Genomic DNA, 12,254 nt, shown 5'->3' on the forward strand with positions numbered 1-12,254 from the left:
TTATGCATATTCATCATCCCGTGCTTATTGTCGGACAAGGTATCGCAGGAACTTTACTGAGTTTTATGTTATACCGCAGGAATATTCCTTTTATGGTAATAGATATGCCGGCACCCAACCCGACAAGTTATACTTCCGGAGCGGTATTGAATCCCTATTCCGGTAAGACCAGGCCCGGTGTCCAGCGCCGGAGTGTTATGTATGATACAGCTATCGGGATATACCAGGAGATGCAATCCTTTTTGGGTATACCCCTGGTTAGTGATGGGAGCCTGGTATTTTTTGATTCAGATCGTGAGCCACAGCCGGAGCAGGCGGAGTCGTTTCGCGACTTTTTTCAGCATTTTGAAATAGTACATGTTTGTGATCCGGTGGCCATGGTGCACAATGAAGTACTGCTGAAGGCATGGAACGCCTTCCTCAAAGAAAAAGGGCTTTTGATGGAAGCGGTTTTTGAGGAGCAATTATTGATTCCGGGAGAGGATGCTGTGGCATATAAAGGAGCATACTGGCATGCGGTAGTGTACTGTAATGGTGTAGCCGCAAGAGATTCGAGCTATTTCAGTCCCTTGCGCTTTACCCGTAACCGTGGAGAAGTATTATACCTGCACATAAACGGCCTGCCGGAACAGGTCATTTTTAATAAAGGTAAAACACGCCTTATCCCGAAAGGCAATGGCCTCTACTGGTGTGGCAGTAATTATAACTGGGATTTTGAAGATATGATTCCCGATGAACACTGGAAAGCAGAAACGATTGCTTTGCTGCAATCCTGGATGAAACTGCCTTTCGAGGTGCTGGAGCATACCTGTGCAGAACGCCCCACGACAGTAGGGCAGATACCCTTTATCGGTTGGCATCCGTTATATAAAAGGATTGGGATCTGTAACGGATTGGGCACAAAAGGATTCAGTGCGGGTCCATTATGGATTACCGATTTTGTTGCAAATATGATGCGGGAAGAAGGACGCACACAATACCAGTCCGTGCTGGATAAGTTCTTATCGTAAATAGCCTGGCTATTTCCCGGCATTAAGATGTAAAACAATTATATTTGACTTTGGAATAAAAAATCTGCGTTTTAGATGATTAATATTAAACCATACCTGTTGCCGCTTTTATTACTGACCGGCTATACTGGTTGGACACAAAATAGCAAAACCATAAAAGTGCTTGATGCTACCGTAAAAGATGCCGTAGTAAGTGGTGCAGAAATCTATATACAGAAAAATGGCCGCCAGAGCGTTGTCGGTACGACCAATGGCAATGGCGAGATACAGACTGACCGCAACTTTGATGATGATGAACAAACTATGCTCATTATCAAGAAAAATGGTTATTCCACACTGGTGGTAAAATGTCCCTGTCAGGGATATACCTATGCCCTTAGTCCCTCTTTGAAAGACAATCAGGCGATAAGGGTAGTACTTAGCTGGGGCTGGAAGCCTGCAGATCTGGACATACATGCGATCTATGGCACCAATCATGTCTATTACGGTAAGCAGAACGGACCGGGGGCTAACCTGGATGTGGATGACCGTAACGGATATGGCCCGGAAACGATTACTGTTGCGGAACGCGATGCCGATGAGTACACCTTCTGGGTAAGGGATTATACCAATAAAAAATACCGCACTGATGAGCTGAGCCGGAGCAATGCAAAAGTATTTGTATACCGTGGTGATGAACTGGTGAAAACCTATTATCTGCCCGGACAGCAGGAAGGTAATCTCTGGAAAGTCTTCAGCATAGACCGGAGTAACCGCATTACCGATTATAACGAGCTGAGCTATACCGGCTATTTCGGCACCGATTATGATGATATCTCTGCAGCCACTGAGGCGGAAGCTGTTGCTGACGTCGCTGCGGCAACCGCAGCTCCGGATTACCTGCAACAGGGCGAGGAAGCTTATGCCCGCAAAGATTATGAAGCCGCAGTACGTCTGTATATGCAGGCCCTGAGACAGAGTGCTGCTCCGGAGCAACCGCATATTGTGAATAACATTGCGCTGGCCGCACTGCGCATGGGTAAATATGCAGAATGTATCGAAGCGAGCAATAAGGTAGCCAGCTTCCCCGGAGTGACCAGCCAGGAAAAAGCCAATGCCCATTACAATGCCGGCATGGCTTATGAAAAAATGGGACAATACCGCGATGCTGCACAACAGTATCAAAAGGCCGCTAATACCGTAAGTAACAATACCGCCTATCTTTCAGCATTGAAACGGGTGCGCAAACAAATTAAATAGGAATACCAGACAATGAGCCATTACGATCTGCTACTGAAGAAGCTGGATGCATTCATTCGTAAGTACTACGCCAACCAACTGTTGCGCGGAGGGCTCATCTTTGCAGCCTGTTTACTGATCTATCTTTTACTGATCACTATAGGTGAATATTTTTTCTACTTTTCGATACAGGTAAAATGGACCCTATTGGTCTTCCTGCTCAGTGTGGGCTTGCTTTCCCTGGTATTCTGGGTTATTATACCCCTGCTGAAAATGCAGCAACTGGGCAAGGTGATTAATCATGAGCAGGCAGCAACCATTGTCGGTAATTTCTTTCCTGAAGTAAAGGACAAATTGCTGAATGTATTGCAGCTGAAAGAGCAGAGCAGCGAAAGCGAGGCCAGTAATGAACTGATTGCCGCAAGCATAGACCAGAAAGCGGGTAAAATAAGTGTACTGCCTTTTGGAGCTGCGATTGATATGCGCAAAAACAAACGGTATTTGCCATTCCTGTTTTTGCCGGTTATTGCAGCCGCACTGATTTTTGTAATTGCCCCAAAGGTATTTACAGAAGGAGGTTATCGCTTATCGCAACCATCTGTTTTCTTTGCGAAGCCGGCTCCCTTTACTTTTTATGTCGACCCTAAACAGTTGAGGGTAGTACAAGGACAAGCATTCACCCTTACCGCTTCTGTGCAGGGAGAGAAATTGCCAGAGCGCCTTTTCCTCGTATTGGGTAGCGAGCAGGTCGAAATGAAATCTATCGGCAATCATAAATTTACCTATACCTTTCCCAAGGTCAGCGATGCATTGTCTTTCCGCCTCACCGCGGTCGATTACTATTCGCAGCCCTATAAGCTATCTGTATTATTTCAACCGGAGCTGGAGCAGATGCGCATGACCCTGACTTATCCTGCATATACGGGAAAGAAAAGTGAGACCATGCAGGGATTGTCAGATGTTACTGTACCTGTAGGTACCACCATACACTGGGAGCTAGGTGCAGCCCATACCGATGAGGTACAGGTACAAGCCGGTAATGTGCAGCAGCCTATGAGCCGCGAGGGCAAACGCTTCAGCACCGCCGTTCGCTTCATGGCCTCTATGCCTTACCAGTTATGGCTTAAAAATAATGCACAGGCTACAACCGATACGCTTCAATACCAGGTACAGGTTATAGACGATCAGTACCCGCAGGTGAGTATAGATGCACATAAGGATACCACATTTGCCCAGCAGGTGCTGGTGACCGGTACTGCCGGCGATGATTACGCTTTGCGCCAGGTATCATTTGTATACCAGGTACTCGATCCGCAGAATAAAGTGGTAAGCATAAAAGCGGTACCGTTGAAGAGCGGGGGGCAGGTGGTACAATTCTCCCATTATTTTGATATTGCTACTTTAAAATTACAGCCGGGCTACCAGGTAAATTATTACGTTGAAGCCTGGGATAATGATGCCGTTAACGGAAGTAAGAGCAGTAAAAGTTCTGTAATGTCCTGGAAGGCGCCGGATATGAAGCAGCTGGATAAAGTGATGGAGGAGAATGCGGAGAAAATGAACTCCAGTATGAGCAGCAGTGCCGCACAGGCAGAGCAGTTGAACGAAGAGTTTAAGAACATGCAGAAAGAAATGCTGGAATCGGGAGAGAGCAGCTGGGAGCGCAATCAGAAAATGCAATCGCTGCTGGACAAAAATCTGCAACTGAAAGCTAACCTGGAGAACCTTAAAAAGAGATTTGAAGAACAACGCAAGCAAAGCGATGCCAAAAGCCTGAGTCCTGAATTGAAAGAAAAACAGGAGGCCATAAAGGATCAGATCGATAACCTGAAAGATAAGCAGCTGGAAGAGCAGATCAAAAAACTGCAGGAGTTGCTGGAGAAAAGAGATCAGCGCAATGCAATGGAACAATTGCAACAGATGGAACAGAATAATAAACTGTTCAATATGGATATGGAGCGGATGCAGGAGCTGATGAAGCGCCTGGAGATGCAGATGAAAATGGAGGGCCTGGCACAGAAAATGGAAGAACTGTCGAAGAAAGAAGCAGCCCTGGAACAGAAAACTGAAACCGGTGCACAAAGTAATGAAGCGCTGCGTAAAGAACAGGAACAGATCAAACAGGAGCTGGACAAGGCGATGAAGGAAGACATGAAAGCCATTGAACAGCAGAATAATCAACTGCAACAACCGCAGCAACTGGATAAAGCCCAGGATGCCGGTAAAGAGGCAGAATCGGAAATGAATAAAAGTAGTGAACAGCTACAGCAGAATAATCAGAAGAATGCAAAGCAATCGCAGCAGAATGCGAAAAACAAACTGGAGGAAATGAGCCAGAGCCTGAAGCAGATGGCTTCGGGTATGGATATGGAACAGCTGGATATTGATATCAAAGCCACAAGACAGTTGCTGACCAATCTTATCCGTTTCTCCTTCGACCAGGAAAAGCTGATGAATGCACTGCGTACCACCAGTGTGAGCAGTCCGGCTTACCTGCTGCTGACCAAAGAGCAGAACCGACTGAAGAATAATACTAAAATGATCAAGGACAGCCTGTACGTGCTGAGCAAAAGAATCTTCAGTATTGCCGCAACGGTGAACAAAGAAACTTCGGATCTGGACCAGAATATTGCACGTACTTTAGACGCTTTTGAACAGCGCAATATTGGTGAGATTCTGCCCCGTCAGCAATATGCAATGACAGCGGCCAATAACCTGGCATTACTGCTGAACGAATTGCTGAGTAACCTCATGCAATCTCAGCAAGGCGGCGCCAGTGGCAGCGGGCAAAGCAAACCTAAAAAAGGTAAAGGCCAGGGCAGTGGATCAGGCATGATGAAAGATATTATTACCGGCCAGCAACAGATGGGGCAGGGCATGCAGCAGATGAAGGAAGGCCAGTCCGGAAATAAACCCGGCCAATCGGGTCAGGGACAGAGCGGACAGGGTGGCCAGAACTCTGGAGGGCAGCAAAATGGAGGCAGCCAGGGTAATGCAGAGCAGGTCGCGCGCCTGGCACAGCAGCAGGCGATGTTGCGTAAACAGATGCAGGAATTGCTGGATGTACTGAACAGTAACGGCCAGGGGGGCAGCAAACTGACTAATGAGATACGGGCCATACAGGCAGAACTGGATAAACAGGAAACTGACCTGGTATTCCGTAAAGATATCAGCCAACTGATACAACGAAATAAAGAGATTCTTACCCGCATGCTGGAAGCCGAAAAGGCAATACAAGAGCAGGAAGAAGATAATAAACGCAGTGCAGAGGCCGGCAAAGACGCCCCGAGACCAATGCCTGGAGAACTCTCAGATTACCTGAAGCAACAGCAGATGCTATTTGAGCGTTACCGTACAACCGCACCGGTATTAAAACCCTTCTATCAGAAAATGTCGGAGGAATACCTGAAAAAAGTTCAGGGACAATAGAGAAATATACAGTATATTTAAAGCAATAAGAATCAAACTGTACCCACCTATCTATGCGTAAAAAATGGATTAAAAAAATACTGTACGTACTGGCAGCATTATTTTTACTGTTGCTGATACTCTGGGGTGTACTATACTGGTATGTACAGACCCATAAAAAAGAACTGCTTTCCCGCCTCGAAAAAGCAGCCGGAGAGCGTATTGAAGGACAGTTACATATAGAGGACATCAGTCCCGAACTGTTCCGCACTTTTCCGAATATATCGATCCGCATGGATGGTATATCGCTACAGGACAGCCTTTATGAACAACACCATCAGAAACTTATCGATCTGAAGCATGCCTACGTGCGCCTGAATATCTTCTCTTTACTGACCGGTAAACCCAGGATATCTAAGATCATTGCTGATGAGGGTTCCTTTCACATCTTTATTGATCAGAACGGCTATTCAAACAACTATTTACTCAAGCCCCGGGTGCCGAAGGTTAAGGCTAAAAAAAGCAAGATTGAGGTAGAAAATATAGAAGTCAATAATGTAGCTTTTGTGATTGATAATGTTCCTATGAACAAACGCTTCCACATGCAGCTGCGGACGATCAATGCGACCGTACATAGCGTAGACAGCTTTATGAAAATTAGAGCGGATGTCAATATACTGATGGGTGGCCTGGGCTTTAAACTGTCCAAAGGTTCTTTCCTGAAAAATGCAGAGATCAAAGGAACACTGCATTTTGACTACAATACCATCACCCGGCTCGGTGTAGTACAGGAGCGCGATATTGAAATAGATAATGAAAAGCTGAAACTGAAGGCCTGGATGCGTTTTGGCGGACCAAAGGTTTTGCCATTCCAGATCAACCTGGAGGGAAAGAAGATTACCTATAATGTGGCCGTAAAATGGCTTTCGGAAAACATCTTTAATAAGCTCTCCAAATTCGATTTCGCCAAAACACTTGAAGTGGCTGCGGTCATTCGTGGCGACATGCTCGAGCGCGGAACCAATCCGTACCTGGACATCAATTTCAAGACAGAGAAAAATACGGTAAGTATGCTCGGATCTACCTTTACCGATGTATACTTCAAAGGCAAATTTTACAATCATGTAAACGAAGCCAAAGGCCGGCACGACAGTAACTCGGTGGTGTTGCTGGATAGTGTACACGCCTCCTATAACGGACTGCCCGTGTCGGGTCGTGATGTGGTGATCATGAACTTTGTTCGCCCTTATGTGATCGCTTATCTTAAAGAGCAGTTTGATGCCACAGCGCTGAACAATACATTCGGCGATCAGTTTACCTTTACTAGAGGTACCTGTAGCTATGACCTGAAGTATAATGGCACCTTATTTGCCAACTCTCTGATCCCGGATGAAATATACGGTGCCATTGACCTGAAGAATTTTGACTTTGTCTATAATTCCCGCAACCTCAAATTCCATAACGGCAATGCCAGTCTCGGGTTTAACGGACCGGACCTGCTGCTGAATAAAGTGCAGATCTTTGCGCAGAACAGCGATATCTCCATTAATGGGGTCTCGAAAGACTTTCTGAAAAGCTTCGTGGAAATACCCGGAAAGGCTACAATGAACCTGCACCTGCTCAGTAATAATATTGACCTGGGCGCATTCATGACCTATTTCGTACAGAAAAGAAGCGCAGGCAAACGCAGTAAAGTTTCTGCTTCCGAGCGCCTGGATGCCTTCCTTACCAATAGTGATATTGCTATGGATATGCGCATCAATAAAGCGGTGTACCGCAAGATGGTGGCTACAAATGTAGTTTCCTCTATGTCCTTCGCCAATTCCGGTCTTACCATACATAATCTGCACCTCAACCATGCCCAGGGGGCTATTGACCTCAGTGGTAAGGTAAACCAGCAGGCGGTAAATAATCCGTTCAACCTGCAGTTTAGTGTGGCAAATGTGCAGGTCAGCCAGCTGTTTTATGCCATGAACAATTTCGGCTTTAAAAGCCTGACCGATAAAAATGTGAGTGGCAATGTGTCCCTGAACGGAAGCCTGAATGGAAATGTGACCGATAAAGGCGTACTGCTGGCCGAACGCTTGAACGGCATCATAAAATATGATCTGAATAAAGCATCCTTAAAGAATTTTGCCTTATTCGATAAAGTACAGAAATGGTTTAAAAACCGGCGCCTGGACAATATCGAGATAGAACGTTTTATCGGCAATTTCGATATTCGCAGCGGCAGTATTTTTATTCCTAAAACAGAACTGCATACCAGTGCGCTGAACCTGTCCTTTGCCGGGGTGTATGGACTGGCACCGGGTAAGCCCACCAATATAGACTTCCGTGTGCCGCTGCGTAATCCGCAGGTCGATAAAGACCGCCAGGAAAGAGGCCTGAGCAGAAGGAAAGGCGAAGGGCTGGTCATCAACCTGAACGCGCACTCTGATGCATCCGGCAAAATCGTTATCGGAGTGGGTAAGGGCTATGAGAAGGATAATGGTAAAGTTGTAGATGAAGACGAGGAATAAATCCCGTATTTTTGCAGCGAAATGGAAGTACCACAGCATCAGATTATCCTGGCTATTGAAAGCTCCTGCGATGAAACCGCAGCTTCAGTAATCAAAGACGGACAAGTATTAAGCAATATTATTGCCACGCAGACAGTGCATGAGCAATATGGAGGCGTTGTGCCCGAAATTGCGTCCAGGACCCATCTGCAGCATATTGTCCCTGTCGTGGACCAGGCATTGAAGACCGCTGGTATTTCCAAAGAATCCTTACAGGCCATTGCGTTTACACAGGCTCCGGGATTACTGGGCTCTTTACTGGTGGGCAGCAGCTTCGCCAAAGGGATGGCGCAGGCCCTGAATATTCCCCTCATCGGGGTACACCATATGCAGGCGCATGTACTGGCTCATTTTATTGAGGACCCTAAACCTGCATTTCCTTTTTTGTGCCTTACCGTTTCGGGAGGTCATACACAGATTGTGCTCTGCCATAGTCCGCTGGATATGGAGATACTGGGCGAGACCATTGATGATGCGGCCGGAGAGGCTTTTGACAAGATTGCTAAAATGCTCGAACTGCCTTATCCGGGTGGCCCGCTGATCGATCGTTATGCACAGCAGGGCAATCCTAAGGCATTCCCTTTCCCGATTCCCAGCCTGGAAGGCTTGAATTATAGTTTCAGCGGGATCAAAACCGCCGTTTTATATTTCCTTCAGAAGCAAAAAGCAATAGACCCGGATTTTGTGCAGAAAAATATAGCGGATATCTGCGCTTCTGTACAATATACCATTGTCACTGCTTTGCTGAAAAAGTTTGAAAAAGCGGCTAAACAATATAAGGTACGCCATATAGGTGTAGCAGGAGGTGTATCGGCCAATAGCGGCCTGCGTACGGCCTTGACCGAACTGGGTAAGAAACTGCGGATTGAAGTGTACCTGCCCAAGTTTGAATATTGTACCGATAATGCAGCGATGATCGCCGTTACGGCGCATTATAAAATGCAGCGTAAAGAATTTACCGATCTGCTGGCAGTGCCTACTGCAAGAGCTGCCTGGAAATAATTATCTATGCCTAACGCGTATTTCGACTTCAAACAGTTTCGTATAGCACAGGATCGTTGTGCGATGAAAGTGAGTACAGATGCCTGTATACAAGGGGCCTGGCTGGCTACTGTGTTTAGACAGTACAATCCTGCGACTATACTGGATATTGGTGCCGGTACCGGATTGCTGAGCCTGATGCTGGCACAGGAAATACCCCATGCCCTGATTACTGCTGTTGAAATTAATGAAGACGCCTGTGCACAGGCTGCCGAAAATGTGCGTAACAGCCCTTGGCCCGAGCGGGTACGGGTCTGCGGCAAAGCCTTGCAGGATATGGATGATACTTCATTGTATGATGCCATTATCTGTAATCCGCCCTTCTTTCACAATCATCTCGAGAGCCAGGATAGCCATCGGAGCATGGCAAGGCATAGCCATACTTTAAGTAAAGAAGTGCTGGCCGAAAAAGTAGCACAGCTCCTGTCTGCCGATGGTAAAGCTGGTATATTATACCCTGCATCTGAATGGGATGCCTGGATACGCATTGCCCGCAAGGCCGGCCTGCATGTACAAAGCCAATTACTGATCAGACCGCATCTCCATAAAGCGCCCAACAGGGTAGTAGGACTGATGAGCAGGCAGGTACATCCGCAAACGGAAACAACCGGATTATGCATTTACGAAGCGGGTTCCCGCACCTATACCCCTGAGTTTATAGATTTGTTAAACCCCTACTATCTGCATTTGTAAGTTAAGTGCCTTATCTGTTGTATGAAATATTTAATACATTTGCAGGCAAAAAACTATAAAATTGCGTATACTTTCTACTATAGGAACCGGTCTGGCCTGTATCCTTTTGAACATATTTGTTTCCTGCGGCCCTGGTGCCGGAGATGTTGATGTCAGTAAAGTAGCTGTAAAGCTGGATTACGTTGACTTCTATAAAGATTTTTCTGCCATTGACAGTAATGCTGTTCCAGAAGGCTTGCAGCAGTTACAGCAGAAGTATCCGACTTTTCTTCCCTTTTATCTGGATACCTTACTGCCTTTCGGTCATATAGAACAGCCGTATACCAATGCCGAACATATAGTTCCGGTACGCACGGTTTTTGTTCACCCTGATTTCAAAGCATTAAACGATACGGTCAATAAAGTATTTACAGATACCCGTAAGTACAACGAGGCTATACTGGATGCCTTCAAACACATCAAGTATTATCTGCCAAATGTACCCTTGCCGACCAAGGTGTATTATTTTACTTCCTGCCTGAACAAATGGACTTCATTTACCCATAATGATCAATTAGGTATTGGTCTGGATATGTTCCTGGGCAAGAGTTTTCTCCCTTACCAGGCCATAGGTATACCAGATTATGCACTCATCAACCACACCCCTGAGAATATTCCGATGTGGGCAGCCAAAGCAGTGTATAACAGTGTGTACGAACATGATAATTTCAATAAATCACTGCTGGACCTGATGCTGCTGAATGGTAAGGAGGTGTATTACCTGCACAAGGTATTGCCGCAGATGCCTTTGAACCTTATATTAGGCTATACTCCCGAGCAGATGAAATGGTGTGAGGCTAATGAACCACTGATTTATAACTTCTTCCTGAAAGATAACCTGCTGTACAGTAAAAATTACCAGCAGATCATGCGCTATGCTACGCCGGCGCCTAATTCTGCAGGTTTCCCTGCCGAAGCTCCGGGCAATGTTAGTGCCTTTATCGGATACCGTATTGTTGAGGCCTATGCGCAAAAAAGCGGCAAAGACCTGCAGCAGATCCTGAACGAACAGGATAATACCGCCACTTTCCAGGCGTCAAAATATAAACCTTAACACAGACATTATTAATATTTTAAGCACCAACAATTCACAATTCTAATTGTACAATGAAAAAAGTATTGCTGTTAGTCGGAGCTGCCGCACTATCCTTAAGCAGCCGGGCGCAACTCAGTAAAGTAGATGAAATCTATGCGCAAAGAGTAGAGGGTCAAAATGTAGATACCGTAGCATGGATTAAAAATGCCAATTTTTACCTTGGGGGTAACCAGGGCTTGCTGCATAACTGGTCCGCGGGAGGAGAATTGGCCTCCCTTGCTGTCAATGTGGTATTGAATGGTAATATCGTTCGTTATTACAACCGGCATGTATGGACTAATACCGTAGATGCTAATTATGCACTGTTTTACGCCTACTCTAATAGTTTCCAACCGCGTAAAACGGATGACCGCCTGGATTATACGTCCAAATATGGCTACAGGTTGGGAGACAAAAACTCACACTTTTATATTTCCGGCTTACTGAATGCCAAAACACAGTTCAGTAAAGGATATAACTATGACCTTCCGAATTGGAGAGACAGCAGCACTTCTGGCTTTCTTTCACCTTTATATGTACTGGTTTCTCCGGGTATAGAATACCGTAGAGGTTCTATGCTGAGCGTATTCTTGTCGCCGGCTGCCATGCGTATGACTTTTGTGTCTAAAGAGTATACCAGCCGTAGCGATGTGGGCGCCTTCGGGGTGCCTTATAATAAAAACCTGCGCATGGAGGTGGGTGCTTATATGTCGGCAAGGTACCAGAAAGACATTACGAAGAACATTACCTACCGCAGCCGCTTAGATTTGTATTCTAACTACCTGGCCAAAAATACGTACGACATTAACGGAAATGTGATTAAAAAGGACAATCCGGGTAATATTGATATCCTGTTCGACCATTTTATTGCCTTTAAATTCTTTAAATACTTCTCTGCCAATTTTGGGTTGACGGCTATTTATGATAACGATGTGCCTTTTATTCCCACAAAAGATGCAAATGGCAACCCGATAAAAGAACCCATCGGCGGATTAGGATGGTGGCAGATCAAACAGACCTTTACGGTAGGATTTACCTATAAATTTTAAAGCCTGACCGTATAATACTGATAAATAATACATAAAAGAGCCATGAAGTAATACCTATGCTTCTTGGCTCTTTTTATGTTTTATAATATTTGTGATTTAATAATAAGTATAACATGGTATTAACCGGAATGAGTAGTACTTACTTGATTGATGATACTACTTT

Annotated in this window: 8 protein-coding genes; all 8 read left to right on the top strand. The window is 45.6% G+C overall.

Annotated elements, in window-relative coordinates; all coding sequences use genetic code 11:
* Positions 1-2 precede the first annotated feature (2 nt).
* The 8 genes from FTD44_RS12355 to FTD44_RS12390 all read left to right on the top strand — a co-directional run bounded on the left by FTD44_RS12355 (position 3) and on the right by FTD44_RS12390 (position 12,091).
* Entirely contained in the window at positions 3-1,010 is a 1,008-nt protein-coding gene (locus FTD44_RS12355; protein ID WP_222166749.1) for an NAD(P)/FAD-dependent oxidoreductase, read from the top strand.
* 75 nt (positions 1,011-1,085) lie between these two features.
* Positions 1,086-2,249 carry a tetratricopeptide repeat protein gene (locus FTD44_RS12360; RefSeq protein ID WP_222166750.1) on the top strand — a complete coding sequence of 388 codons (1,164 nt, stop codon included), beginning with the start codon at positions 1,086-1,088 and terminating at the stop codon, positions 2,247-2,249.
* Positions 2,250-2,261: 12 nt separating this feature from the next.
* Positions 2,262-5,657 carry a DUF4175 family protein gene (locus FTD44_RS12365; RefSeq protein ID WP_222166751.1) on the top strand — a complete coding sequence of 1,132 codons (3,396 nt, stop codon included), beginning with the start codon at positions 2,262-2,264 and terminating at the stop codon, positions 5,655-5,657.
* 53 nt (positions 5,658-5,710) lie between these two features.
* Positions 5,711-8,155: an AsmA family protein gene (locus tag FTD44_RS12370; protein ID WP_222166752.1), complete on the top strand. Its 2,445-nt coding sequence runs from the start codon at positions 5,711-5,713 to the stop codon at positions 8,153-8,155.
* 21 nt (positions 8,156-8,176) lie between these two features.
* A complete protein-coding gene (gene tsaD / locus FTD44_RS12375) occupies positions 8,177-9,196 on the top strand; it encodes a tRNA (adenosine(37)-N6)-threonylcarbamoyltransferase complex transferase subunit TsaD (protein ID WP_222166753.1) in 1,020 nt (339 codons plus the stop codon).
* Positions 9,197-9,202: 6 nt separating this feature from the next.
* Positions 9,203-9,928, top strand: a complete 726-nt coding sequence (locus FTD44_RS12380; protein ID WP_222166754.1) for a tRNA1(Val) (adenine(37)-N6)-methyltransferase — start codon at positions 9,203-9,205, stop codon at positions 9,926-9,928.
* Positions 9,929-9,989: 61 nt separating this feature from the next.
* Entirely contained in the window at positions 9,990-11,021 is a 1,032-nt protein-coding gene (gene gldB, locus FTD44_RS12385) for a gliding motility lipoprotein GldB (protein ID WP_222166755.1), read from the top strand.
* Positions 11,022-11,074: 53 nt separating this feature from the next.
* Positions 11,075-12,091, top strand: a complete 1,017-nt coding sequence (locus FTD44_RS12390) for a DUF3078 domain-containing protein (RefSeq protein WP_222166756.1) — start codon at positions 11,075-11,077, stop codon at positions 12,089-12,091.
* Positions 12,092-12,254: the final 163 nt, after the last annotated feature.

Origin of the sequence: Edaphocola aurantiacus, from assembly GCF_019797745.1 — a bacterium.
Taxonomy (GTDB): Bacteria; Bacteroidota; Bacteroidia; order Chitinophagales; family Chitinophagaceae; genus Edaphocola; species Edaphocola aurantiacus.

Bases quoted from the DNA above. Each gene is read 5' to 3' on its own strand.
- FTD44_RS12355 (WP_222166749.1), top strand. From the start codon at position 3: ATGCATATTCATCATCCCGTGCTTATTGTCGGACAAGGTATCGCAGGA.
- FTD44_RS12360 (WP_222166750.1), top strand. From the start codon at position 1,086: ATGATTAATATTAAACCATACCTGTTGCCGCTTTTATTACTGACCGGC.
- FTD44_RS12365 (WP_222166751.1), top strand. From the start codon at position 2,262: ATGAGCCATTACGATCTGCTACTGAAGAAGCTGGATGCATTCATTCGT.
- FTD44_RS12370 (WP_222166752.1), top strand. From the start codon at position 5,711: ATGCGTAAAAAATGGATTAAAAAAATACTGTACGTACTGGCAGCATTA.
- tsaD (WP_222166753.1), top strand. From the start codon at position 8,177: ATGGAAGTACCACAGCATCAGATTATCCTGGCTATTGAAAGCTCCTGC.
- FTD44_RS12380 (WP_222166754.1), top strand. From the start codon at position 9,203: ATGCCTAACGCGTATTTCGACTTCAAACAGTTTCGTATAGCACAGGAT.
- FTD44_RS12390 (WP_222166756.1), top strand. From the start codon at position 11,075: ATGAAAAAAGTATTGCTGTTAGTCGGAGCTGCCGCACTATCCTTAAGC.